The 24,374-nt window shown below is 59.7% G+C and carries 22 protein-coding genes and 1 pseudogene; all 23 read right to left on the bottom strand.

Going from position 1 to position 24,374, the window contains the following annotated elements; genetic code table 11:
- Window positions 1–17 precede the first annotated feature (17 nt).
- Window positions 18–2,030 (bottom strand): NAD-dependent DNA ligase LigA, encoded by a 2,013-nt coding sequence (ligA, locus tag HMPREF1249_RS06380; protein WP_008522868.1) that lies wholly within the window; start codon window positions 2,028–2,030, stop codon window positions 18–20.
- A 24-nt stretch (window positions 2,031–2,054) separates the two neighbouring features.
- On the bottom strand, window positions 2,055–3,578 hold the full coding sequence (gene lysS / locus HMPREF1249_RS06375) for a lysine--tRNA ligase (protein ID WP_008521164.1): 1,524 nt from the start codon (window positions 3,576–3,578) through the stop codon (window positions 2,055–2,057).
- Window positions 3,547–4,575 (bottom strand): tRNA dihydrouridine synthase, encoded by a 1,029-nt coding sequence (locus HMPREF1249_RS06370; RefSeq protein ID WP_008522870.1) that lies wholly within the window; start codon window positions 4,573–4,575, stop codon window positions 3,547–3,549. The genes lysS and HMPREF1249_RS06370 overlap by 32 nt, the downstream gene beginning before the upstream one ends.
- Window positions 4,551–5,312 carry a type III pantothenate kinase gene (locus HMPREF1249_RS06365; RefSeq protein WP_008521166.1) on the bottom strand — a complete coding sequence of 254 codons (762 nt, stop codon included), beginning with the start codon at window positions 5,310–5,312 and terminating at the stop codon, window positions 4,551–4,553. Before HMPREF1249_RS06365 ends, HMPREF1249_RS06370 begins: the two co-directional genes overlap by 25 nt.
- 30 nt (window positions 5,313–5,342) lie before the next feature.
- The gene (locus HMPREF1249_RS06360) at window positions 5,343–6,659 is read right to left on the bottom strand and encodes a ComEC/Rec2 family competence protein (protein WP_231366885.1); all 1,317 of its coding nucleotides are present in this window, start codon (window positions 6,657–6,659) and stop codon (window positions 5,343–5,345) included.
- Between the two features lie 88 nt (window positions 6,660–6,747).
- The gene (locus tag HMPREF1249_RS06355) at window positions 6,748–7,401 is read right to left on the bottom strand and encodes a ComEA family DNA-binding protein (RefSeq protein ID WP_231366884.1); all 654 of its coding nucleotides are present in this window, start codon (window positions 7,399–7,401) and stop codon (window positions 6,748–6,750) included.
- Window positions 7,374–8,687, bottom strand: a complete 1,314-nt coding sequence (gene miaB / locus HMPREF1249_RS06350) for a tRNA (N6-isopentenyl adenosine(37)-C2)-methylthiotransferase MiaB (protein ID WP_008522876.1) — start codon at window positions 8,685–8,687, stop codon at window positions 7,374–7,376. Before miaB ends, HMPREF1249_RS06355 begins: the two co-directional genes overlap by 28 nt.
- Window positions 8,688–8,832: 145 nt before the next feature.
- Window positions 8,833–9,249, bottom strand: coding sequence for an OsmC family protein (locus tag HMPREF1249_RS06345; protein WP_008521170.1), 417 nt, complete (start codon window positions 9,247–9,249; stop codon window positions 8,833–8,835).
- Between the two features lie 31 nt (window positions 9,250–9,280).
- Window positions 9,281–9,985 carry an endonuclease III domain-containing protein gene (locus HMPREF1249_RS06340; RefSeq protein WP_008521171.1) on the bottom strand — a complete coding sequence of 235 codons (705 nt, stop codon included), beginning with the start codon at window positions 9,983–9,985 and terminating at the stop codon, window positions 9,281–9,283.
- Window positions 9,982–11,415, bottom strand: a complete 1,434-nt coding sequence (locus HMPREF1249_RS08175) for a Lon protease family protein (RefSeq protein WP_255348313.1) — start codon at window positions 11,413–11,415, stop codon at window positions 9,982–9,984. Before HMPREF1249_RS08175 ends, HMPREF1249_RS06340 begins: the two co-directional genes overlap by 4 nt.
- A gap of 712 nt (window positions 11,416–12,127) precedes the next feature.
- Window positions 12,128–12,190, bottom strand: a pseudogene (locus HMPREF1249_RS08210) (Lon-like protease helical domain-containing protein); the annotation flags it as partial.
- A gap of 272 nt (window positions 12,191–12,462) precedes the next feature.
- The gene (mnmA, locus tag HMPREF1249_RS06330) at window positions 12,463–13,497 is read right to left on the bottom strand and encodes a tRNA 2-thiouridine(34) synthase MnmA (protein ID WP_008522879.1); all 1,035 of its coding nucleotides are present in this window, start codon (window positions 13,495–13,497) and stop codon (window positions 12,463–12,465) included.
- Window positions 13,490–14,368, bottom strand: a complete 879-nt coding sequence (locus HMPREF1249_RS06325; protein WP_008521174.1) for a glutamate cyclase domain-containing protein — start codon at window positions 14,366–14,368, stop codon at window positions 13,490–13,492. The genes mnmA and HMPREF1249_RS06325 overlap by 8 nt, the downstream gene beginning before the upstream one ends.
- Window positions 14,346–15,305, bottom strand: a complete 960-nt coding sequence (pfkA, locus tag HMPREF1249_RS06320; protein ID WP_008522880.1) for a 6-phosphofructokinase — start codon at window positions 15,303–15,305, stop codon at window positions 14,346–14,348. Before pfkA ends, HMPREF1249_RS06325 begins: the two co-directional genes overlap by 23 nt.
- 131 nt (window positions 15,306–15,436) lie before the next feature.
- Window positions 15,437–16,171, bottom strand: coding sequence for a hypothetical protein (locus HMPREF1249_RS06315; RefSeq protein ID WP_008522881.1), 735 nt, complete (start codon window positions 16,169–16,171; stop codon window positions 15,437–15,439).
- Window positions 16,172–16,238: 67 nt separating this feature from the next.
- Complete coding sequence (locus tag HMPREF1249_RS06310) at window positions 16,239–17,012, bottom strand: glycosyltransferase family 2 protein (protein ID WP_008522882.1); 774 nt, start codon at window positions 17,010–17,012, stop codon at window positions 16,239–16,241.
- Entirely contained in the window at window positions 17,002–17,559 is a 558-nt protein-coding gene (locus HMPREF1249_RS06305; RefSeq protein ID WP_008521181.1) for a sugar isomerase, read from the bottom strand. Before HMPREF1249_RS06305 ends, HMPREF1249_RS06310 begins: the two co-directional genes overlap by 11 nt.
- 40 nt (window positions 17,560–17,599) lie before the next feature.
- Window positions 17,600–18,619: a glycosyltransferase gene (locus tag HMPREF1249_RS06300; RefSeq protein WP_008521183.1), complete on the bottom strand. Its 1,020-nt coding sequence runs from the start codon at window positions 18,617–18,619 to the stop codon at window positions 17,600–17,602.
- Window positions 18,601–19,758, bottom strand: a complete 1,158-nt coding sequence (locus HMPREF1249_RS06295; RefSeq protein WP_008521184.1) for a mitochondrial fission ELM1 family protein — start codon at window positions 19,756–19,758, stop codon at window positions 18,601–18,603. Before HMPREF1249_RS06295 ends, HMPREF1249_RS06300 begins: the two co-directional genes overlap by 19 nt.
- Window positions 19,755–21,128: a LarC family nickel insertion protein gene (locus HMPREF1249_RS06290; protein WP_231366886.1), complete on the bottom strand. Its 1,374-nt coding sequence runs from the start codon at window positions 21,126–21,128 to the stop codon at window positions 19,755–19,757. Before HMPREF1249_RS06290 ends, HMPREF1249_RS06295 begins: the two co-directional genes overlap by 4 nt.
- An 84-nt stretch (window positions 21,129–21,212) precedes the next feature.
- Window positions 21,213–21,938: a 3-deoxy-manno-octulosonate cytidylyltransferase gene (gene kdsB / locus HMPREF1249_RS06285; RefSeq protein ID WP_008521187.1), complete on the bottom strand. Its 726-nt coding sequence runs from the start codon at window positions 21,936–21,938 to the stop codon at window positions 21,213–21,215.
- Window positions 21,935–23,134, bottom strand: coding sequence for a hypothetical protein (locus HMPREF1249_RS06280; RefSeq protein ID WP_008522886.1), 1,200 nt, complete (start codon window positions 23,132–23,134; stop codon window positions 21,935–21,937). The genes kdsB and HMPREF1249_RS06280 overlap by 4 nt, the downstream gene beginning before the upstream one ends.
- Window positions 23,135–23,138: 4 nt before the next feature.
- Window positions 23,139–24,374 carry a 3-deoxy-D-manno-octulosonic acid transferase gene (locus tag HMPREF1249_RS06275; protein ID WP_008522889.1) on the bottom strand — a complete coding sequence of 412 codons (1,236 nt, stop codon included), beginning with the start codon at window positions 24,372–24,374 and terminating at the stop codon, window positions 23,139–23,141.

The following is a 24,374-nucleotide window of genomic DNA, read 5'->3' as shown; positions in this document are numbered from 1 at the left end:
CGGCAAGGCCGAGTTTCTTACAGTGTACTCTTTGCCGCCTGAAGCCGGGACAGAAATTCTTCTTCTGAGATCACCGGGATCCCCAGGCTGTTTGCCTTATCAAGTTTACTCCCTGCGGCCTCTCCGGCTACAAGAAGCGTCGTCTTGGAGCTGACCGATCCTGTGACTTTCGCCCCGAGACCGCGCGCCAATTCTGAGGCCTGTGACCGAGGCATGGACGCCATCTCGCCGGTGAAGACGATCACCTGCCCTGTCCACGGCCCCGGTTGGGCCGGCTGAGTTGGCTCGCGCGACGTGCACGCCTCAAGTCCCAGCGACGAAAAGTCCTGAAGCAGGGCCCTGTTTGCCGAGTCAGCCAGCCATGACGCTACCGAACCGGCAATCGCCGGGCCAATGCCCTCGACCTTCGAGAGCTCGTCTTCCGTCGCCTGTCCTATGGCCTCTAAAGAGCCGAACCGGCCTACCAGCGCGCGGGCGGCCGACGGCCCGACCAGCGGAATTCCCAGAGCGACGAGAAGTCTGTCTAACGGCCGTTTTTTGGCCCCTTCTAAAGCTTGGACGAGCGAAGAGGCCGATTTCTCGCCCATTCGCTCCAGGCCGGCCAGCTGATCGGCCGTCAGCCGATACAGGTCAGCCAGAGTGACGACAAGACGGGAGCTCAGCAGCTGCTGGGCTAAAGCCTCGCCGAGACCGCGAACGTCCATGGCGCCCCGGGAAGCGAAATGAACGAGCCTGGCGAGCATTTGCGCCGGACAGCTGACGTTCTGACACCGTAGAGCCGCCTCGCCTTGAAGCTGAACCACCGGATGACCGCAAGACGGACAGCGTTCCGGCATGATAAACGGGGTCTGAGTCCCGTCCCGGCGCGAGGCGTCCGACTTCACCACCTCCGGGATAATCTCCCCGGCTTTTCGGACGGTAATCCAGTCGCCGACGCGGATGTCCTTGCGGGCAATCTCTCCGCCGTTGTGCAGGCTTGCCCGCGACACGTTGGTTCCCGACAAGACGACCGGCTGAAAGATCGCCACCGGGGTGATGACGCCTGTTCGGCCGACTGAGACGTCGATCGCGTCTAGGTGAACCGTTTTCTCTTCCGGCGGGTACTTGAACGCCACGGCCCACCGAGGCGTCCGCGACGTCGCCGACAAAAGATCCCAGTCGGAAAGCTTGTTCGCCTTGAACACGACGCCGTCGGTTCCATAGGACAGATCGAACCGTCGGTCTCGCCACTCTTCGACGAACTGAGCCGCTTCGGCCGTTCCCCTGCTGACGCGCCAAGCCGGCTGAACGGGAAGGCCGACTGACGCCATCCAGTTCAGGCAGTCGGACTGCGTCTCAAACCCCCGTTCGTGCGGGTTCATCACGTAGTACAGAAAAACCTGCAAATTCCTTTGAGACGTCACGGTCGGGTCAAGCTGGCGCAATGACCCGGCGGCCACATTGCGCGGGTTGGCGAAAAGCGCTTCGCCGGCTTCTTCCCTGCGCCGGTTAAGGGCCTCAAAGCTCGTTTTGTCCATGTAGACTTCGCCGCGCACCTCAAGCAGCCCGGGGACTGAGCCGCGCAGCTTGAGAGGCAGGGAGCGAACGGTCCGCAGGTTGGCGGTTACGTCCTCGCCCACGTGTCCGTCGCCCCGGGTGGCACCGCGGACGAAGACGCCGTCCTGATAGATCAGCGATATAGCCAGCCCGTCGATCTTGAGCTCGCAGCACCATTCCGATTGGGAACCGATTTCCTTTTCCGCGCGAGCCAGCCAGCCCGTCAGCTCTTCGGGGCTGAACACGTCTTCCAAGCTGAGCATCGGAATTTGGTGCGTGACCTTTTCGAAGGCGTCCAGCGCCGTGCCGCCAACCCGCCGGGACGGCGAATCGGGGCGTATCCAGTCAGGGTGCTCCCGCTCGATGGACAAAAGCTCGTTCATGAGCTGGTCCCACTCGAAGTCGCTCAGCACTGGGGCGTCTTTGACGTAGTACAGGTACGAGTTCTCGTTGACGGTCTCAACCAGTTCGTCGTAACGGGCTCGGTCCGACACGCTTCTGCCTCCTCGTTTCGGTAGTTACTTCTGTCCTTCTCCAGCCTGCAGAGGCTTCATCGTCGGGAAGAAAATGACGTCCCGAATGGACTTGGAGTTGGTGAGGAACATGATGACCCGGTCCATGCCGATTCCAAGGCCGCCGGTGGGCGGAAGCCCCTGCTCAAGAGCCTCGACGAAGTCCGCGTCGTACGGGTGCGTCTCGTCCTCCCCTTCGCTCTTCTTTTTCATCTGGTCGATGAACCGGGCTTTCTGGTCGACTGGGTCGTTCAGCTCGCTGTACCCGTTGGCCAGCTCCTTGCCGCAGCAGAACAGCTCGAACCGATGGGTGTAATCCGGGTTCAGCGGGTCCTTCTTCGCCAGCGGGGAAATCTCAACCGGGTGGCCGGTGACAAACGTGGGTTGAATCAGCTGGTCTTCGACAAACTCTTCCATGAACTCGGTTAGAATCTTGAACCGGCTGTCCGTCGGCTTCACTTCTAGGCCGCGGGACGCAGCCTCTTTTCGGGCTTCTTCGTCGGTCAGCGACGAGAAATCAACGCCGGTATGCTCCTTGACCAGCTCGACCATGCTGGCCCGGCGGAACGGCGACTCGAAGTCAAGGCTCGTGCCCTGCCATTCGATTTTCGCCTTACCGTTGGAGGCCACGGCGGCGTTTCGGATCAGCTCTTCGGTCAGGTTCATCATGACCTCATAGTCGCAGTACGGCCAGTACACTTCCATCATGGTGAACTCGGGGTTGTGCATCAGGTCCATGCCTTCGTTGCGGAAGTTCTTTCCAATTTCGTAGACCCGGCCCATCATGCCGACCACGAGACGCTTGTGGAACAGCTCGACGGCGATGCGCAGGTACATGTCCATGTCGAGGGCGTTGTGGTGGGTGATGAACGGCCGGGCGTTGGCACCGCCAGCCAAGTAGGAAAGCACGGGCGTTTCAACCTCGAGCGTGCCGTGACTTTCAAGCGTGGAGCGGAACGACGTGATGATGGCGGCCCGGCGGCGGAACACGTCGCGCACCTCCGGGTTGGCGATCAGGTCGACGTAGCGCTTCCGGTAGCGCACTTCCATATCCGACAATCCGTGCCACTTCTCTGGCAGCGGGCGAAGCGCCTTGCTGAGCAGCTGGAACGACTTGACGGCGACGGTCAGTTCGCCGCGCTTGGTTCGGAAGGGGTGGCCGCAGAGGCCGATGATGTCGCCGGTATCGATCCACTTCTTGAAGAACTCATATTCTTTTTCTCCAAGAGCGTTGAGCTGGAAGTAAATCTGAATGGTTCCCGTCTCGTCCTGCAGGTGGGCAAATGCCAGCTTCCCCTGCCGGCGGATGGTCATCACCCGTCCGGCCATGGAAAGCGCGGCGCTTTCGTCGGCCTGTTCGGGCTCAAGAGCCCCATAGGTCTCGGCGACAGCTTGAGCCGTGTGGGTCACGTTCCACTTTTCGGGCTTGTACGGGTTGTACCCTTCCTCTTCGTTCAGGCGGCGGAGCTTGTCAAGCCTCTGACGGACAATTTCAGTATCAGCCGTCAAGTTCTGCGGCGTTTCTGGCATGTTCTTTTCCCCTTTCACTTTGGCCGAACCACTCGTCCAGCCGAATTTGCATTTCGTTCCAATCGTTGATAGGACCAAGAGTTCGGCGCAGCGCGCCGGCTCCAGCCTGAAACTTGAAAAAGCCGGGGGCAAACCGCTTGACCATTCCCAGCGCCATTTTTGGGCCGTGAAGCCGTTCCAGTTCTCCGGCAAATTCGCAAAAGATTTCGTACCGAGACGCCAACGAGGGCCGCGCTTCCGGACGCCCGCTCAGCAGGTCAAGCGACCGAGGGACGATAAACGGGTCGGCGATAAACCCTCTGGCGAGTAGGACGGCTCCGGCGCCGGCCGAAAGGTAGTCGAGAACGTCCTCTGCGGTAAAAACGTCGCCGGAAGCGAGGATTCTCCCCGGGAAGGCCCGGCACAGCTCTTTGACCGATTTCCGATCCGCCTGCCCTTCGTACCGCTGGCCAGGCGTCCGCCCGTGAACGGCAACGCAGCTCGCGCCGGCTTCAAACAGGATTTGGACAAATTCTTCGGTCGTGATGCCCGATCCGGCAGGTTCTTTTCTCACCTTAGGCCACACAGGGAATCCAAAGCGGCACAGCTCCCGCACCATGCTGGCGGCTTCGTCCGGCCGGTCAAGCAGCGCCGAACCGGCGCCTCGCTTCAGCACCTTGGGCATCGGGCAGGCCATGTTGATTCCCAGCGCGTCGAAAGGCCCGCAGGTCAGGGCGACTTCCGCACCCCGGACAAGCGACTCTGCGTCGCCGGCAAAAAGCTGAGCGACCAGCGGCCGGGTATCGTTCGTCTGATCAAGCACCCGAAGGGTCTGACGGCCGCCGCGAACCAACCCTGTGGCGCTGGCCATTTCAGTGTGGGTCAGCCCCGCGCCGAGCTGTACCGCTAAGCGCCGCACCGCCGCGGTCGTCACGCTGGCCATCGGAGCCAAAAACAGCGGGTTCGCCGCTCTGACGCCGCCGACGGAAATATTTAGGCTATCCGACTCGCGATACACGACAGGCCAATCAGCGTCAGTGCAGGATCGACGCGCTCTATTCGCTCAGAAACCGACGCCACAGTCCCGGCGTGCCCGCCGGTAGCGATGACTTTAAACGAAAGGCCGAGCTCTTTCTCGATTCGCCCCACCATGCCGTCGATCAGAGCGGCCGTCCCCTGGATAACGCCGCTTCGGATGCACTCGGCCGTGCAGCGGCCGACGACTTTTTTCGGCGCGGTCAGGTTGATTTTTGGCAGTTTGCTGGTGTTCCCAAACAGGGCCTCAACGCTCGTCACGAGGCCGGGGCCGATCGTCCCGCCGACGTATCGGGGTCCCGGGAGCACCACGTCGAGCGTAATAGCTGTGCCGAAATCGGCGACGATCACCGGCGCGCCGACCAGCTCGACGGCACCAACCGCGTTGACCAGCCGGTCGGCTCCGACCTCCGACGGAATGTCCAAGTCGACTTGGACGCCTAAGTCCATGTCGTACCGAACCGACGGGCAGTCGAGACCGAAATAGTTTTTCATGGCCTCCTGAAAGCGCGCGTCGAGCCCGGGAACGACGCTGGCAAGGATAGCCGACGTCAAAACAGACTTCTCAAAGCCGGCAAGCCGAAGAAGGCCGTCTATAGCCAATCCTATCTCGTCAGAGGTTCGTCGGGTCGTTACCAGCCGCCACTGGGCCTTTACGTCGCGCCCGTCAAGAACTCCTAATGTGGTCGTCGTGTTGCCCACATCAATGGCAAGAAGCATTTCATCACCTCGAAAAATTTTTTGCCTGTCTCAGACCGCGGAAAGCAAACTTCCTAAGGCAAACGAACCGACAGCGAACGTCAAGCTCCGAAAGCGCGTCAGCCCCATGGGACGGCACAAGACCGCCGCCGCAAGAGCCCAGCAGAGCGCCAGAGGAATACCAGTGGACGGAAGGGCCTGCGGAATCAGGTGAACCCACCCGTCAGAAGCAGCTCCCCACAGGCTCAGCACCTGCTCGCTGGCTTGAGCCAAAAACTCCCAGCCGGTTAAAAGCGACGCGAGACTTAAAAGGACGGTCAGCCCGAAAACCGGCAGAAAAAGCGGCAGCATCAAGTTGATCGGCAAACTGGACCAGAATAAGCCGCCGCTCAACGGCGAGGCTATTGGCGACGTCACGAACCAGACGATGGTCGGCAGGACGATCCAAGACGCAAAGGGCGGAAATTTCCACCCGGCAACGCCAGTGACCATCAGCACGGCCAACCCTGACAGCTGCCAAGAAATGGAAGCAAAGCTTCCGGGCTGCCACAGCAGCAGCGCCAGAAGGGACAGAGCCGCCGAGTTCAGCGAAGCTCCCGGTCGACCGGACAGAAACCCAATGAGGGCACCCTGCGCCATGACCGCGGCCCGGACGGCGCTGACAGACCAACCGCTCAGGGCGACATACAGCCACAGGACGGCCGACGTTCCAATCGCTCCCCGAAGGCCCCGCCCCAGAATCAGGGACGCCAGAGCGGCGACGATGCCCACATGCCAGCCGGAAACGGCAAGCATATGAAGCAATCCCCAGCTGCGGAACCTCTCGCTGGTCGAACCCTCCCGATCGCCCAAGAGGACGGCACCGAGCACTCCGCCGGTCAGCGGCGGCAGCGCGCCGATCTGCTTTTGCAGAAAGCGTCTGGCCGCTGCGATCAGCCCGGGCTCTTCGCCGAGGTAGGCAGCTGAGCTGGCTTTAATTCGTCCGACAGCTCCCAACGAGAGCCAGAAAAGCCGCTCCTGTCGGTCGGACGGCTCGTCAGTCAAAGGCCCAAAGTCTCCAATGACGTGATAGGTTCCCCCGTCGGGGCGAAGTTCAATCGGCCCGCTGACGCCCCAGAGTCTGCCCGCGCCGTCCCTCACGAGGGACGAGCTTCTGAACTGGCGACAGACAGTCACGGTCCCGTCAAACCGGCCTGCGGCAACAGGCTGAAAGCTAACCCCGGACAGGCACCACGCGCAGGATATTGCAGCGAGAAATGCCACAAGTGAGCCGATCAGCCGTTCTGGGGCTTCCCATACGGGCTGAAGGATGAGCAAAAATCCGGCGGCAATCAGCAGCGCGGCAATTCCAGCAAAAATTGGCGACATGCCAGCCTGCCACAGCTTGAGAGACAGCCAGACTGGAGCGAGAAGCCACAGCGCCGGGGCTCCTCCCAACGAAGACGAGCGGTCCATATTAAAACGACAAAAACGGCTGAAGTTTTGCCAGTTTTGCCGCTCCGATACCGTTCACCTGCAGAAGGTCCTTGGGCTGGCGGAACGGGCCGCGTTTTTGCCGCCACTCGACGATTCGCCGAGCCAGCACGGGGCCGATGCCGGGTAGTCGGACCAAATCCGATTCGCCCGCTTGGTTGACGTTCACCAGCTTTGACCCCGAATCAGACGTCAGAGCAGAACCGGGAAGCCCTGTGGAGCTCCCGCCGCCCGACTTTGGCACATGAAGGTGTCCGCCGTCGACGGCCTTAGCAGCCAAGTTGACGGCCGTTCGGTCCGCGTCTGGCGTCAAGCCGCCCGCGGCGTCAACTATGTCGCCCCACCGAGCGCCGGCTAAAAAGGGGTAAACGCCCTCTTTTCGCACTTCGCCGGTCAGGTAGGCAAAACCGCCCGCCTCAGGCGCGGGGGTCTCGCTCCCGACCAGAGGCAGCGGATCAAGCAGGACAGGGCCAGCAGTTGCCGTAGGCTGCCCCTTTGGCCAACGGCCGGTGTACCGGGTCACGAGGACTCCAGCCGCTGCCAAACAAAGGGCTGCGACGAAAACGAGCAGGGCGCCTCGACCTCGCTTGTTCGTCTTCCTCACCTCCGTCAGCGCAGCACAGTTCCCTTGAGACACCAGCTCTCGGCCGAATCGATTTTGGCAGTGACAAACTGACCGAAACTCGCGCCTGCGCCTTTTAGCAGTACGACCTTATCGGTCGCCGTGCGGGCTTCCATGTAGTCGCCTTTCGGAGCCGGGCCGTCGACGAGCACCTTATACGTCCGCCCGACCAGTGACTGGTTGATCTGCCGGGCGATGGACGTCTGCAGGTCGTTCACCTCGTTCAGACGCCGTTCCTTCACGGCCGCGGGAATTTGGTTTTTCATCTTGGCCGCCGGCGTACCCTGCCGGGGCGAGTACGCCGCCGTGTGCACCATGTCGAACCGGAAGCGCTCCAACGCAGCCAAGGAACACTGAAATTCCTCTTCGGTCTCGCCGGGGAATCCCACGATCAGGTCAGACGTGAGACCGACTTCGGGCAGGCCGTCCCGTATCAGCTTCATCGTGTCCGCGTACTCCTCCAACGAGTACCGCCGGTTCATGGCGCGCAGAACCCGCTCGCTGCCCGCCTGTATCGGCAGGTTGATGGACGGACAGATGTTAGAATGCCTGACCATCGTCTCAACGACGTCGACGGTAAAGTCGGTCGGGTACGACGTCATAAACCGGAGCCACTCCACGCCGGGCTCGCGGGCGACGAGCTCCAGCAAGTCGGCAAACCTCATGCCGCCCGGACAGTCTAGCCCCCACGTGTCGACGTTCTGCCCCAGCAGGGTAATTTCCTTGGCCCCGCCAGCCACCAGAGAGCGGACTTCTGCAAGGATTTCTTCCGCCGGGCGGGACGCGAATCGGCCGCGGACGTACGGAACGATGCAGTAGGTGCAGAAGTTGTCACAGCCGTGGGAAATCGTCACCGACGCCTTCCACTGGAACGACCGAACTGACGGCGGAACGTCCAGTTCGCGGACCGCTCTCGGGTCGTCGTCAAGCAGCGTGTGCCGATTGCCGTTGTCGAGCGCGTCGCTCAGCGCGGCAGGCAAGTCGCCGATGTGCCGAGGACCCGAGACGACCCGCACCCAAGGGAAACGGCCGGCCATTTCAGTTCCCACGTTCTGAGCGATACAGCTCGTCACCGCCACAGCCGGTTTTCCTTCGGCCTGCCAGCGCTCTGCATATCGGCCCAGCTCACTCCATACCTTGTGTTCCGCTTTGTCCCTGATACTGCAGGCGACAAAGATCACCGCGTCGGCAGTTTCCTCGTCGGTCTCGTGCCACCCGAGAGCCGTCAGGGCAGTCTGTATCTTGCTGGCGTCATATTGATTCATCTGACAGCCGTACACCTTCATTGCAAACCCATACACGCGCACCACTCCATCACAGGGGTTCGACGCAGCCGGAGAACGGACTGCGACAGATTATCTTATCACGTTTACGCTGCTCATGCCCGCCCTGCCGCGATGAAAGCATAAAAAAAGAACTCCCGACCGAGCGGGAGCTCCTTCGATTTTACTTCAAACAGACGCGCGTCTCGAAAGCCGGCGTGCAGCGAACGGTGCTGCAGACCGTGCAGGTCTTCTCGGCTTCGGCGACCAGCTCGTCGATGACCTGTTTGGGCGCGCTCGACGACAGGCTGACAGTCATAATAACTTTCTCAAGAGCTCGGGTCTTCGCGCCGTCGCTCCGCTCGCCGCGGGCCGTCACGGCCAAGTCGGTCATCTCGATTTTCTGAACTCGCGCCAACGTGCGAATCGTCATGGCGACACAACCAGCCATCGCCGCCATGAGCAGATCAACCGGACACATGTCAAACGCCGGGTCATCAGTCACCTTCGAGCCCAAGACAAACTTGCTTCCCTCTGAGCAGTAGGCGACGTTGGTGCCGTCGATGCATGACGCAGTTGCTTCAAACGTTCTCATTCCCATACGAGTCAGTTCCCCTTTCTTTATTTAAGCGTTACGCGCTGCTTGCAGGGCACAGCCCGCGGAGCAGACAATCGCCGCACAGCGGCCCACGGGCTTTGCAGACCCTTCGGCCGTGGGTGATGATGTTCAGGTGAGCGCCCGCCTTGCGGCTATCAGGCACAAGGCCTTCCATCATCTCCTGAATGGCCGCCGGAGACGCCTTCTCCGGCGCCCAGCCCATCCGACGGCAGAACCGCGCCACGTGGGTGTCCACAGGAAAGGCCGGGAAGCCTAAGTCAAAGACCATCACGCAGGCCGCCGTTTTAACGCCAACCCCCTTGATGGACGTCATAAAGTTCCACGCCTCAGCGGGCTTCTTTTTTCGCAGGAGCCCAAGGGAGTATTGGCCGGTCAGGTCCTTGGCTGCCCCCAAGACCCGGATGATCGTAGCCGATTTGGAGTCGCAGAGCCCGGCCGGACGAATCAGTGAGATCAGCTCGGCCTGACTGAGAGCGGCGGCGTCAGCCCATGTCGGACAGGCCGCCTTGAGCCGATCGAACGCCATGTCCCGGTTCCTATCGTTGGTGTTTTGCGACAGCACGATGAGGATCAGACCGTCCAGCGGCTCGTCGAAGCTCGTGACGTCCGGATTGCTTTCCTGTCCCCATTGGGCTTCCAATAGGTCCAGCACAGCCGTCACCGGCGGCACTGGCCGCTTCAGCTCCTTTGGAGACTGAGAGACGGTCATTCGGCTCATTCAGCGCGCCCCCGACGCGCGTTCTTCGTCCCTTTTTTCTTCGCTGCAGGATGCGAGCTTCCGCCGGCCAGCTTCAACGCCTGTTTATGCCACTCTTTGAGCCGAGCAAAGACTCGGCCGTGAACCGACGAGGCTGGATAATTCCCCCGGCTGTCAGGCGAGCCGGCCGGCACTCCTGTCAGGAGCTCAATTCCCTCGTCAATGGTTTGGACAGTCCACACGTGGAAAATCCCCTTTGAAATGGCGTCGGCGACGCGATGGCTTAACATCAAGTGCTGTTCGTTCTGCCACGGAATCATCACGCCTTGACTGCCTGTCAGTCCTTTGGCCTGACAGTAGTCGAAAAACCCTTCGATTTTCTCGTTCACGCCGCCGATGGGCTGAACGTTGCCCAGCTGGTCAACCGAGCCGGTGACAGCCACTTCCTGACGAATCGGCAGGTCAGCCAACGAAGAAAGCAGGCAATACAGCTCGGTGGACGAGGCGCTATCGCCGTCAATGCCGCCGTACTGCTGTTCAAACGCAATTCGGGCTGTGAAGTTGATGGGCATTTTTTGGGCGTAGATGCGGCCGAAGTAGCTGGAAAGGGTGAGCACCCCTTTATTGTGAATTGGCCCTGCCATGTTAGTTTCCCGCTCGATGTTGACCACGCCCCCAGGACCCATGAAGGTGTTGGCGGTGATCCGACTGGGGTGTCCGAACGCGACGTCGGCAAAGCTGACGACCGCAAGGCCGTTGATCTGCCCAACCGCCTCGCCGGTTGTGTCGATTCGGACCAAATTTTCCATGAACCCGCCGCGGATTTTCTCCTCCAACAGGGCGGAACGGCGGCGTTTTTCGTCAAAGGCATGGATAACCTGGCGACGATAAACTTTTTTGCTGCCGGCCTTTTTCGCCCAGGCCGACGACTCGACTACCAGCTCGAACAGTTTGTTGAACTGCAGTGAAAGTTTATTCTGATCGCCAGAAAGACGGGCCGCGTAGTCCACCAGCTCTTCAAGACCGCTGCGGTCGAACGGCAGGAGACCGGACTCGCGTGCTTTAATCACGATCAGCCGCGCCACGTCCGCTTCGCTTTGCTCCGTCCGGTCAATTTCGTAATCAAACTCGGCGACGAGCTTGAACAGCTTTTGGAACTCCGGGTCGTACTCCTGCAAAAGGTAATACAGTTCATGATTGCCGATCAGGACGACGCGAAGCTTTATCGGGATAGCCTCAGGACGGGGCGAAGCTACCGGCGCGGCGCTGTACTGTTCGCCGAGACTTTCGATCGGCAACTTGCCGGAACGAAGCACTCGCTTCAAAAGGTCGTAGGACATGAAGTTGCGCAGTAGCTGTTCGGCTTCGAGAACGAGGAATCCTCCATTGGCCCGGTGAATGGCGCCGGCGACGATATGCGTGAAGTCGGTGTTGTAGTACCCTTGGCGCAGCTCGTATTCCAGCTTGCCCGCCAGGTTTGTAGTACGTGGGATTGGTCTCCCACACCACCGGCGCGCCGTCGTTCTTTTCGTGGCTCACCAACACGTTGATTTTGTAAATGGAAAAGTCCACGTCTGCGCTGTCGTCCCGCGCGGCCGCCACAAACGCGCCAAAATTCGAGACCACGTTGGCCTTCATCGTCTCCAACCACGCGGCCAGACGCGGGCAATGAGGAAATTTTTCGAGAAGCTCATCAAAATACGGCGTGATGGCCCCTCGGCAGATGTCCTCCTCCATGCTGGTGATGGATGACTTGAGCTGACGCTCTTTTTCACGGATACGCCGCAGGGCCTGAAGCGTACGGGACGTGATGGCGTCGGAAATATCCTTCAGCCGTTTTTTCTCGCTTTCAGGAAGTTTTTCGTATTCGTCGCTGGAGATCTCCTCTTTTTTCTCGGCGCCCGTCTCGTCGGTCGTCTTTTTGAGCGGCACGTTGACGAACCCTTGGGGCGTTCGCTTCACGGCGAAGCCTCGCTTTTCCGCCTCGTCGCTGATAGCGCTCATCGTCTTGGCGATATTCTCCTGAAACGCGTTGATCTTCTGGGCCTTCGCTTCCTCGTACGTTGCCCGCTCAAAAGCGTTGGCGATAGCCGTCTTGACCTCTTCGAGCATGGCGGCGCACTCGCTTTCCAGCAGACGCCCCTGCCCGCTGGGCAGGCTGATAGCCACAGGGACGGAAGGATCCTCGAAGTTATAAACGTATACCCAGTCCTGAGGCGTTTCCATCGCGGCAGCACGCTCTTTAAGACTCGACAGGACATAGCTGGTTCGGCCTGTCCCCGGAAGGCCGACGACAAACGCGTTATAGCCTGTAGCCGCCACTCCCATTCCGAATTCCATAGCGTCCACCGCCCGGGATTGACCGATGAAAGGAGCCGACTCTCCTCGGGCAGGCAGAGCCATGTTTGACAGGCTGCAACGCCGCCTCACCTGACTTGATGACAGCTCCTGAACAGCCGCTTTCTTCATTTTCTTCCCCTCTTTCATCGCGTATTGTTTTACTCGGTGGTCCTATCGATAATGCCGCCGCCGACGACCAGCTCGCCATCGTAGACAACGGCCGACTGGCCGGGAGCGGACGCGCCCGATGGAGCGTCCAACAGGACGGTCCAAAGGCCTTCACCCGTTTGACGCAGCCTGCAAGGCTTAGGTTGAGAACGGTAACGAGTCTGCACGAGGTAGCCTTGAGTCTCATCGGGAAGAACGTGCCAGACCGGCTCTTTCAGGATGATGCTCCGCTCGCGCCGCTCAACGTGTGACAAAATCAACAGGCGCTCGTCGAGGCGTTTCTCCGTCACGTACCAAGGCCCGCCGCCCAGCCCAAGCCCCTTTCTCTGACCAACCGTGTAGTGAGCCAGCCCCCGGTGACGCCCGAGCACCTGACCTGAGTCGCTCACCATTTGACCGGACTGAATTGCCTCCCCTGTCACGTGAGACGCGAGAAAGGCGTCCAAGCCAAGCGAGCCCAGAAAGCAGATGTCCTGACTGTCGCCGTCGCCGAATGAACCGCCGAGGGCTTCTCTGGCTAGGTGACGAACCTGCTCTTTCTCGCTGTTTTCCAGCGGGAAAATCAGCCGCTCCAAGTACGCCTGCGGCAGCCGGTACAGCATGTAGCTTTGGTCTTTCGCCGAGGCTCCGCGGGCCAGACGGCACAGGCCGTCCTTTTGAAGGATTTTAGCGTAGTGGCCGGTCGCTACGGCTCCGATTTGCCGCCGGTCCGCTTCCTCGAACAACAGCCGAACCTTCAGGAACTGGTTGCAAATCACGCAGGGATTCGGCGTCCGTCCGGCCGTCAGCTCCTGCAGGAACGGCTCGATGACCCGCTGACGAAATAACTCCCGACAGTCAACCGTTTCTACCGTCAGGCCTGTCACTTCCTCAAATCGGGCAATGCGCTGTACGTCCCGTTCGTCGGCCTGATCTTTCATCTTCAAAAAAACGGGCGCGACTTGGTATCCCAAGTCCCGCAGCTTGAGGCAGGAACAGATGCTGTCGACGCCGCCCGAGACGCCGACCAAAACGGACTCAGACATCCTGAAGGCCCTCTTGGCCTGTGTCACTCTGTGCCGTCAGAGGATGAGCGGAGCACCAGTCGTTCACAGCTTTCAGCTTTTCGGCGCAGTGGGCCAAAGAATACCCGTCAATTGAGAGTGCCCTTTCCCCGGTCGAGCCGTCGACTGCTCCAGCTTTAAGGAGTTTCTCAAGCCCCAGTTGGAGCTCGTCAGGCGACAAGGCTCCGCGGGACTCGACCAGCCCGGCTAAGGCCCAAGCCCCCCACTCTGACACGTCGGCGGCCAAAGGAATATCGGCGACGCCCTCAGCCAAATAGGGCGAAAAATCGGGTTTCAGGGCGGACATCTCCGCCCGCCAGTTCCCCATGCCTGCCTCGTTGCCGCCGTCGCCAACCGCAACTGATTTCACAGGAGAGACGGCATAGGGGCTCAGCAGACCGTCAAACCAGACCGTCCCAGGCGGAAGCGGATAGCCTCTCATCGATCTGGCCGTCCCGTCCGGCGTCCGGCCGGGACGCTCACAGAAGACGATCGCGTCAATATTTTTTTCTAAAACGTCGTCCAAGGAAGAACAGACCTGACAGCGCAGGCCTAAAAAATCGGCCGCGGCCTTCACAACCGGCGCGCAGAGGCCGTCTGTTGTCAAAAACGCGTCAACTCCACGACGTTTCAGAGACCTGACAAGGGCTGCGCTGCCAAGCGGCCCGTCCGTTTCCGCGGCGGCCGCGTCTGGGATAAAGTACCCGGTGACGACGGCAACGCGCCGACAGGAGCGAAGGAACGCCGCTGCCTGAAGATATGCCGCGTCTGTGGCAAACGCCGAAAGCCCTCTTGACCGATTGGAAGCGATCAGGTCTACTAAACGGAGGTCAGATGCTGAGACGCTCCACAAGCTCCATCAGCTCCTCTTTCAGTCCCCGCCGGTCTTCCCACGTCTGAGGAAGGGGAACTTCCCGCGGGACGCCGCACTCTAAAGACGCCATGACGCCGGAGGAACCAGCCAAAAGCCGGTCAACGGCAAACGCGCCTAGGCGGGTCGCCAAGGCCGCGTCGTACGCGCTGGGAGAACCGCCGCGCTGAATGTACCCCAAAACGGTCACTCGGGCGTCGTACCCGCCGCACTCGGCCAAACGAAGTTTGAGGTCATGGCCGCTGATCGCTCCTTCGGCGACCACAACGAGCGAATAGCTTTTCCCACTGGCTCGGCTCCGCCGCAGGCCGTCGCACAGCTTTTGAATATCGAACGGGCGCTCAGGGACAAGAACGCACTCTGCGCCGCCCGACAGGGCGGTGTGCAGCGCAATGTACCCGCAGTTGCGTCCCATGACTTCGATGATGAAAAGCCGGTCATGGCTCGACGCGGTGTCGCGGAGCCGCCGCATAGCTTCAAGCGCGGTGTTGAGGGCCGTGTCGCATCCGATCGTCATGTCGCAGTGAGCCACGTCATTGTCAATTGTTGCCGGAATGCCAACCACCGGCACGCCAAGTTTATGCAGTTCCCACGCGCCTCGGAATGACCCGTCGCCGCCGATGACCACCAACCCATCGACGCCGCAGGCCGTGAGCTGATGAAGTGCTCGTGTACGCCCCTCCTCAGTTTTGAACCGCTCGCTCCGAGCCGTCCGAAGGATCGTGCCGCCTCGGTGAATGATGGCGCCGACGCTTCGCGCGTCCAGCGGAACGCACTTTCCGTCCATCAGGCCTTCGTATCCCTGTTCAAAGCCCATAACATCCAGACCATGCCACACCGCGTTCCTGACGACAGAGCGAATAGCAGCGTTCATTCCCGGGGCATCGCCGCCGGACGTCAACAGGCCGATTCGTTTCATTCTTCGACGATCCTTTCGCGTGAAAGTTTTAGCTCAATTAAGGATAACCTGACCGACGCGGGCTGTCTATCGTTGGATCGCTGACCGACAATAAAAAATCCGCGTCACTAAAGGACGCGGACTTTGCGGCACTACTTGTTGCCCTGCAAGACGTTAATTCGGTCGTTAACCGTTTTCTTTTCTGCCTGAACGTCATTCAGCTCTTTCTGCAGGGTTGATTCTCTCTCGTTCAGGTTCGTCAGTCGCTTGAGCAGCCGGTCGATTTCCAGTTTGGCGCCGGCAGCCCCCTGAAGCATCTTGTCAGGCTGGTCGTCGCTCACGTCCCAAGCAAAGTGAATATTCTTGGAGAACACGACCGGCGAAATTCCGCTGCCGTTCAGAGTCAGGGTGATCTGTTTCGTCTTGTCGGTCAAGAACGGCTTGCCCTTCGCGTTTTCTCTCGGGAAGTAGACGAACCCGTCAATTTGATCTGTGATTTTAAAGTTGAATTTTTTCTCGTAGTCTGCCGGAGAAATGTGATTTTTGCCGACAATCAAGTCCACCAAGGAGCCGAAAGGCGACATCCGAAGCGCCGGCCCCGACGTGATGAACTTGAGATGAATTGGAATGTACTCGTCAAGCTTCAGCTGCCGCAGAAGCGTGTAGCGGAACTGGTCCGCCTCATCTTCTGTCCAGAGGTTTTTCTCCGCGTTCTCCCGAACCTGACGGTCCACCTCGGCGGCTCCGTAATAGGTGGCAATGATTGTTAGCTCGCCGCCAAACTTGTCCCTAAACTTCTGGGTCTGCTGCCACTCAGCAGCCTGAGCGATCGGAGCAGAAACAAGAGAACAGACAACTGCGAAGATCGCGGCGCTTTTTAAATTCACGTGAATCACTCCTCTCAAAAATCCTTGCCTATTGTACCAAAATGACCTCGGAGGGAAAAAGGGATTTTCAGCTGTCAAACCAACCAGCCGAGTGGCCTCTTTCGTACCATTTGGCAAACTTCAAGAAACGCATGTGGCCGATCCGAACGCTGTGGATAAAGCCCCACCAGCCGAGGAGAAAAAACCGATCCAAAAAGTAAACCCGAAGGAAATTGCCGGACAGCGCGCCGACCATACGCCACGGGCTGTAATGAACTCCCTTTCGTTCGCATTCGTTCACCCGGCGGTCGGTCGCCAAATTGTACTTTCCCACCGTGTGGGAAATGGACAGCTGGGAATAGTGAGCCACCAAACCGTGCAGGACTCGGCTCGTCGCGTCGGGAACAAGAGGATCTACGTCGTCGTGCCCAATTCGCCCGGCCATGGTGAATTTCCGCCGGTTGTAGAGACGAATCAGCTTGTAATGCTTAACCCAGCGGTTGGGCCGAGTGCCGGGAAACACGTCGCAGATCCGCAGTTTGTACCCGTCGCAGTCCGGGTGTTCTTTGATCTTCCGGATCTCCTGCTGAAGTTCCGGCGTCAGCACCTCATCGGCATCCAAGCGAAGCAACCAATCGTTAGAACACTGATCTTGGCCGAATTTCACCTGATCTCCAACGTCTTTCCACGGATGATAAATGACCCGAGCGCCGAACTGCTCTGCAATTTCGACGGTCCGATCAGTGCTGCCCGAATCAATCAGAACGATCTCATCGGCAAGAGGCGCTACAGCCTGAAGGGTTCTCGGCAAGCGCCGCTCTTCGTTCTGCGCGAGAATAAAAAGAGAAAGTTTAACGGTCATGTTTCCCAACTCTTTCCTCGTCCTTTGCCTCGTCTGCCAAACAATGGCATACAAATAAGATCATTTCGGATGCCCTATGCGAGTCTCCAGTGGGCACCTGAACGATGGCGTCACACATGCCTCCGAGAAGCCACTGATCCGCACCTGTGACACAAAAAGCTACCATACCCAGTTCCCGTGAAGCGACTGTCAGTTCAGTCAAGCGGGGTGACGGCCGGCTGGCAGCCAAAAGAACGAGCACGTCGCCTTGGGACGCCTCAGCTGCCAGCTCATCTCTTGCAAGAATCTCGTCAGAGGTCGATATCAGGCAAAACGGCGAAACGTTGGGCACGGAAGTACCAAGCAACGATTCCTCCCAGTGGGATTTGACCAATCGGGCCAACGGCTGATCCTTTCGTTCCCCGGCCAGAAATATTCTCCGTCCGGAGGCAAGAGCGTCCGACAGGATACGCGCCGCCTTGGCTATCTGCCCGTCGGCCCCCTGAAGGCTGACTAACAAGTTCACGCTTTCTGTGAGCACTTCGAGGAACTTTGACACCGCCTCCACATCCCTTCCCGCTGGTCTTTTTGCGTCTTAGAATCTAACTTCAAGATACTATTGAGCGGTAAAACGAGCTGACGTCGTCGGTCATCTGCTCCACCGTGCGAAATGACTTTTCGCTGAAAAGCGATATTTTGCCGGCTCCTTTAAAATAGTCCTCAAGAGCTTGGCGCCAAGCCTCGCAGTTTCCGGCCGGCACGAGATACCCTTCCGGCCGGCTCAGCTCGCGAAACGCCGGGATATCCGATGCAAGAATCGGCGTCCCCAGTCGAGCTGCCAAGGCAACTGACAGGCCCATGCCCTCTGAAAGGGATGGCGCGACGAGCAGATCACAGAGGGACAGCAGCCGTTCAGTATCGTTCCGAAACCCTAAAAAAGACACCCGGCCGTCGAGGTTTAGCCGCCGAACGAGGTCTTTCAGGGCGCTTGACTGAGGGCCTTCGCCAGCCACATCAAGCTTCCAGTCGTATTGGCTGAGTCCGGCCAGGCCCTCCAGAAGCGTTTCAAGGCCCTTGAGCTTGGTCAGTCGGCCGAGAAAAAGCAAATTCCTTCGACGATCCCGGTTTTTCCACTCCCAAGAACCGGAGACGTCAATGCCATTGTAAATGACAGCAACTCGTTTCGGGAGACGTCCTTCCATCCAGCTGGCCATAGCCTGAGAAACGCAAATGGCACCGCCAGCTCGCCGGTAAGGCCACAGACCGGCGTTTTTGCTGTACGCCGCGTGAACCGTAGCAACCCACGGGAGGCCGCTCATCTTTGAGGCGAAATAGGCGACCCACGCGGGAACGCGGGAATGGGCGTGAAAGAGCTGCCAGCCAGCCGTCTTGGCCTGCTTGGCAAGAGACGCGGCGCACCGCAGCCCGACGGCGATGTTTTTCCGGTGAATCGGCAGATGAATCGCGCTGATTTCGGGCCGAAGGCGCCGTTCCAACCGGCCGCCGTTGGAGCAAACGGCCACGCTCATTCCGTCCTGAACCTGCCGGTTGGCCAAAGCCACGACGTGGTCTTCAACGCCGCCGGATTCAAGTTCAGGCAGCAGGTGAACTACGCTGAGGGGAGCCATCGGGAAAGCACCCAAGCGGCGGCCTTTTTTGCCTCGTTAAAATCGACGCCCCCAGCCGGCCGAAGCGACTCATCTGCCAGTGTTTGGCCGCAGATTTCCTCCGGGTAAAGGACCCGAAGGAACCCCTGCGCCGCAAAATCGTCGATCATCCGACGAAAGCGGGGCGCACCCCAGAGCTTCTCTGTCGGGTAAAGACCGATACAGCTGAGCATCTCGGCAAACCGTTGGAGAACGCTTCCAGGGCCGTGACGGTGCTCGACCGGCACGACTGCCAACGGGACGCCGGCGGTCACGCATTCCGAAATCATCGACACCGAGTCCTCGGTGCAGAACATCTTGTCGCAGAAGCCGAGCATCCCCGGCACAGGGTTACGCTCGTCGGCTGACGCCAAAAGAAGCATTCTCACCCGCGGTTCTGCTTCGCACTGGTCCTTAATCGCCGACTCTGCCAGCTCGGAAGTGCGGCGCGACGTGGTCACGTAAAGGTCAACGTCGGCGCGGCGGGCTGCATCAAACAGCTGAGGGAAAAACTTTTCAGCCCACCGGGGTGTGACCTGATAATTTCTGTCGTCGCCGCCGACAAGAACTCCCCACGCGCGCTGACGGCTCAATGGAGAGGACAGCAGCAGCGTTTGGGCCTGCTTGACCAAATCTTCCTTATTGATGAGATTTGGCGCGCCAAGGGTGACAAACACGTTATCACCCCGGGCCGAGTCGTGACGCGGGACGATTGCCATGTCAAAAGGTTCGGTTCCCAATGCAGACGGGGTCATGACGACGCAGCTTTTGCCGGCAAGGGCCTTGGAAAGCGCCAAGCAATAGGGCGCGGCGCCGCTGCCGGCGGATAGAAAAAGCGGCGGCGTCTCGCTTTCAGCGGTAACGGTTCGGACTTGCTCCAGCAGCCCGCTTCCTTGGGCCTCCCGAAGCCAGTTCTCTGCTTCTTTCTGTGTTGCCTTCGGGAGAACTCTGCTGGCGACCTTGAGGCAGGAAAAACGCTGTTTCCCGGACAAGGTCGGAACGGGGAGCTCGCGGGCGTCAATCTGCCCATGAAGCGCACCGATCGCCAAGGCAATGCCTCGGGTCTGGGACAAATGCCCGCGGACGCCGTCACTCAGGACAAATAAATTCGGCCCGGTCATTCGTTCTGCCCCGGAATAAACTCCAACGCCAAGCGACGGCGAACTTCCCCGGTTGAAAGGCCTTTTTCGGCAGCGAGGCGTTTCACGTCCTCAAACTCAAAGCTCCACCGCAGCAGCTCGTCGCCCCAGTACGCCCTTTTGACGCCCACCGGCCCGAGAGAACTTTGAAAAGTTTCACACCCCCGACGGAGCGTCATTCGGTTTTCAAGCCGCCAACGAACGCCAAGCGTGTTGATCTCCTGCAGGATGATCTCTCCAAGCCTCTGCCGGTCAGATGGACGGGCCACGCAGGTGAGCCTGATTCCAGGGCGGCCTTTTTTCATCAGGAGCTGAGTCAAGAAGACGTCCAGCGCGCCGGCGGCGAAAAGCTTTTCGACAACCGGCGGCCAGTCCTGAGGGTTCAGGTCGTCCAAGTTCGTCTCTAAGACAGCAACCTGCCCGGTTGTATAGAGTTCGTGAGCCGAATTGCCGGCATCTTCCTCAATAAGCACCGCCCGCAGGTAATTCGGATCGCCGGGTTCGGCGTCGCCGTGACCGATCCCTTCGGCGACGATTTTGCCAGCTGGCAAGGGGCCGTAAGAGTCAACCAGAACGCGCAGAATCAACGCGCCGGTGGGCGTTGTCCGCTCGCAGGGAATTCCGGCGCTGTACACTGGCAGCCCCTGAACGAGCTTCGCCGTGGCCGGAGCGGGGACCGGCATCCGGCCGTGGGCGCAGCAGACCGTCCCGCTTCCAAGATTGACAGGAGCGGAAACAATTTTATCGACGTTCAGCAGCTCAACCGCCAGAAAGGAGCCAACCACGTCGGCGATCGAGTCCCAAGCCCCGACCTCGTGAAAGTGAACTTCCTCCGGCAGCTTGCCGTGAACGGCCCCTTCGGCCTGCGCCAATAGTTCAAACGCCCGAATTGACCGATCTTTGACGCGGGAAGGCAGAGACGCGTCGGAAATCATCCGGCGTATTTCATTTAGCCCCCGATGGACGTGTCCGTGTTCATGCCCATGTCCGTGTTCATGTCCGTGTTCGGGCGAAGTGCAACGAGAAGGAGCCTCCCCGGCACGGGCGGGTTCGACGCCGCCATGGTCATGGTGGTGATCCCCCTCATGGTCATGACTGTGGTCATGGTGGTCATGAGCATGATCATGTTCGTAACCGTGCTCGCTGTCACCTTCGTGGCGATGCTCACACTCGCGGCCTCCAGCTGACTTGCCGTCGTGATGATGGTCCTCATGCCCGCCGCAGGTCACGTGGACGTCGACGCCGCTGATTCCACCCTTGACCGTTTGAGGAGCTTCGACGCGCAAATCGGGGATCCCGAGGCTTGAAATTCCCTCCTGAATGGCCTGTCGGTCAGCGCCCAAATCGATCATGGCGCCGAGGAACATATCACCGGCGATACCGGCAAACGGATCTAAGTAGAGCGTTCTCACCTTTCAGCCCTCCTATGGCAAGGATTACCGGCTGTTCAACAGCTGGCGGGCCCGTTCCAGATCTTCCAAGACGTCGATTCCGATCGTCGGCCCGGCCAGAGTATCCACTGCAACGGCAATTTGGTAGCCGTGCTCCAGAGCGCGAAGCTGCTCAAGGCTTTCGGCCTCAGAAAGAGGCGTCGGCTCAAGCGCGGCGTAGACGGGCAGGAAATCGGTTTTGTAAGCGTAAAGCCCCAAGTGGTGCAGCAGGACGCCTGCTTTTACCCGCTGGTAAGGAATAGGACTGCGGCTAAAGTACAGCGCACAGCTTCTCCGGTCAAGGACGACCTTGACGACGTTCGGGTCCTCCAGCTCGCCGTCTCTGATGGGCACGGCCAACGTTGCCATCGGAGCGTCAGACGTGATGATCGTCTCGGCCAGCAGGTCGATAAGCCTCGGTTCGATGGTCGGCTCGTCCCCTTGAACGTTGAGCACCGCGGCGCAGTCGGTTCCGCGGGCTGCCTCGGCGACCCGGCAGGTCCCGTTCGGGTGGTCCGGTGACGTGATGACCGCCTCACCGCCGAAACTTTTGACCGCCTTCACGATTCGCTCGTCGTCGGTTGCCACAACTACCCGACTGAGTGAGGACGCCTGAAGACACCGCTCATACACGTGCTGAATCACCGGCTTGCCGTTCAGGTCAAGCAGGGGTTTCCCGGGCAGGCGGGTGGACCCCCACCTAGCTGGAATCACGCAGAGGAGCTTTTTCATAGCCGGTATTCGCGAGCTTTTTTGCGCAGCAGAGTGACGTCGATCGGTCGAATTTCGTCCACAATCCACCGTCTCATCGCTTTGCCTTCCGGCGTCTCCTGCTTGTAGCTCATAAAGTCAAGCGTGACGCCGAGCCGGTCTGCCAGCTTAAGCGCCATCACAGGCCACAGCTCGCCGACGTCGCCGATGAGAGGAAGGCTCCCCTCGTGCCGGGCGAACGCCGACATTTCCATGCGGAACGGAATCCCGGAGATCTTCGTCTTCGGGAGCCCCAGAGCAATGGCCTCCTGCATTTGAGCCTGAAAGTCGTGAGCCCGCCGCAGGTTCTCGTCCAAGTCGAGGCGAATCAGCGTTTTGCCGCGCATGTGGTAGGTGTGTAGGCCTTTCCACCACGCCCAAATACCATGGCCGGTGTATTTTTCAAACGGGCCGTCGTGAAGCTCCTGCGAGAGGGCGATGGCCGACTCGATGATGACGTCAGCGTCTTCGAGCATACGGGCCAGCCGCTGAGACCGCTGGGAGATGGAAATGCTGTCGCCGATTTCCATGCCGATGTTGCCGCCGCCGACCATCTGAGGGATAGAAACGATAACAGGCAAACCGTGAAGCGCTCCGGCGCCAATCATCGTGCGGGGGTCAGCGGCCCAGCCGGCCACTTCTTCAAACGGGAGACCGTAGGTCCGAGCAATCGCGCCGATTTCAGCGGCGAGAGTCTCGTTCCAATATCCCATCGGGTAAGCCATGTTGCCGGCAGCTTTGATGACCAGATGTCCTTCTGCTGCCTCTTCTCTGGCAAGAAGGGCCTCGTCCAGGACAACCTCGCGCCGAAGCGCGGCCCGCTGTTCCGCCGTCTGACAGGTAAACTCGAAAACCTCTCCTCGAGGCATGTCCTCAGGGGTAAAGCCCAGCGCGTCCGATGAGCACATCTTCACCTCGTCCAGCGCCCCGGCCATTTCGTGACCGATGACGGCCGAGCTGGTCGTCACGCCGTCGATCAGCCCCTTGTTCATCAGTTCAGCAATGAGGGTCGTAACGCCTTCGTGAATGTTCGGCCCGCTGCCGCATGCCACGACGATTTTACCGCCCTTTTCCTTGACGGCAGCCATCCGGTCGACGGCTTCGTCGAGGCTGGCACGGGTGCGGGGATCCTGATGGTCATAAAAGCTTTTCAGTAACTCACGGTTGATTTTCGCCATTTTTTCATCTCCATTGCCCCTTGAGTTCGGTCATCTGTCGGTCTATTTCCTGCCAGCTTCTTCTGGCAGAGCCTAGTTTCCCATCAAAAAAAACACGAGCGCTTTCTGCAATTTTATCCCGTAAGTTCTCGTTCAGGGCGCCGATAAAAAACTCCGCTATGCTGGACGCGTCGGAGACGAGACGGCAAACGCCGAGCCGAAGCAGCTCTTCCGTTGGCTCCCGGAAATCCGAATAGGAGGGACCAAGGCAAAACGGGCATCCCCAAACAGCAGGCTCGTAAACATTCTGACCGCCGCGGGGAACGAGTGTTCCGCCAACAAACGCCGCCTGCGCCGTCCCGTACAGGCAAAAGAGCTTCCCAATTCTGTCGACGATCATGACGTCCCAGCCTAAAGTGGGAGCTGAGAAGCGACAGACAGCGCCGCAGCCAGAAAACAACTCTGCCACGCTTTCGGCCCGCTCCGGGTGCCGTGGCGCGATTATTAAGCGGGCCCCCGGACAGCGCTTTTTCACTTCCAGCCACGCTTCATGAATGATTTCGTCCTCGCCGGGATGAGTGCTTCCAGCCAAAATGATCGGCCGGTCCGGCTCGTCAAAGACTGGCAGCTTTTCCTGTTGCCGGCGGATCAGCAGGGCGTCAGTCTTGTTCTCCCCTGTCACGATGACCCGTTCCGGATGAGAACAAATGGCTTTGAATCGCTCTGCGTCCTCCGAATCTCGGGCCATAATCACCCGATACCGGTCCAGCACAGATCCCCAAAAAAATTTCAACCGGCGGTAAGAATGAAAACTTCGGTCGGAGATCCGGCCGTTCACGAGAAAGGCAGGAATCCCCGCCCGGTACAGCCGATCCGTCATGACAGGCCAAAGTTCCGTTTCCATGGTGACATAACACCGGGGCCGCAATTCACCCAGAGCGCGGGACACGATAGACGGAGCGTCCCAAGGATAATAGGCGTGAACGACGTTCGGCATGAGCTGGCGAACCATCGCCGCTCCGGTTTGGGTAACCGTCGTTACCAAGACCGGCAACTCAGGAGCCTCTTCAGTGATGCAGGTCACCAGAGGCAAGGCGGACTGAACTTCGCCTACTGAAACCGCGTGAACCCACACAGCGCCGCGGGGCACCCGGGACGAATACCAGCCGTGGCGCTCATCCAGACCTTCGGTGTACTTTCGGTCAATCAGCCGGGCACAGCCAGAGAAAACCAGCTCGGAAAGCGCGCCGTAGAGCCACAT

The organism is Jonquetella sp. BV3C21 (assembly GCF_000468895.1).
Taxonomy (GTDB): domain Bacteria; phylum Synergistota; class Synergistia; order Synergistales; family Dethiosulfovibrionaceae; genus Jonquetella; species Jonquetella anthropi.
This window is presented reverse-complemented; position numbering and strand designations above follow the sequence as displayed.

Coding starts and splice junctions, on each gene's coding strand:
- lysS (WP_008521164.1), bottom strand. CDS start 3,578: ATGCCAGAAACGCCGCAGAACTTGACGGCTGATACTGAAATTGTCCGT.
- HMPREF1249_RS06365 (WP_008521166.1), bottom strand. CDS start 5,312: ATGCTTCTTGCCATTGATGTGGGCAACACGACGACCACATTAGGAGTT.
- HMPREF1249_RS06360 (WP_231366885.1), bottom strand. CDS start 6,659: ATGTCGCCAATTTTTGCTGGAATTGCCGCGCTGCTGATTGCCGCCGGA.
- HMPREF1249_RS06345 (WP_008521170.1), bottom strand. CDS start 9,249: ATGGGAATGAGAACGTTTGAAGCAACTGCGTCATGCATCGACGGCACC.
- HMPREF1249_RS06340 (WP_008521171.1), bottom strand. CDS start 9,985: ATGAGCCGAATGACCGTCTCTCAGTCTCCAAAGGAGCTGAAGCGGCCA.
- mnmA (WP_008522879.1), bottom strand. CDS start 13,497: ATGTCTGAGTCCGTTTTGGTCGGCGTCTCGGGCGGCGTCGACAGCATC.
- pfkA (WP_008522880.1), bottom strand. CDS start 15,305: ATGAAACGAATCGGCCTGTTGACGTCCGGCGGCGATGCCCCGGGAATG.
- HMPREF1249_RS06310 (WP_008522882.1), bottom strand. CDS start 17,012: ATGACCGTTAAACTTTCTCTTTTTATTCTCGCGCAGAACGAAGAGCGG.
- HMPREF1249_RS06300 (WP_008521183.1), bottom strand. CDS start 18,619: ATGGCTCCCCTCAGCGTAGTTCACCTGCTGCCTGAACTTGAATCCGGC.
- HMPREF1249_RS06295 (WP_008521184.1), bottom strand. CDS start 19,758: ATGACCGGGCCGAATTTATTTGTCCTGAGTGACGGCGTCCGCGGGCAT.
- HMPREF1249_RS06290 (WP_231366886.1), bottom strand. CDS start 21,128: ATGATCGATTTGGGCGCTGACCGACAGGCCATTCAGGAGGGAATTTCA.
- kdsB (WP_008521187.1), bottom strand. CDS start 21,938: ATGAAAAAGCTCCTCTGCGTGATTCCAGCTAGGTGGGGGTCCACCCGC.
- HMPREF1249_RS06280 (WP_008522886.1), bottom strand. CDS start 23,134: ATGGCGAAAATCAACCGTGAGTTACTGAAAAGCTTTTATGACCATCAG.
- HMPREF1249_RS06275 (WP_008522889.1), bottom strand. CDS start 24,374: ATGTGGCTCTACGGCGCGCTTTCCGAGCTGGTTTTCTCTGGCTGTGCC.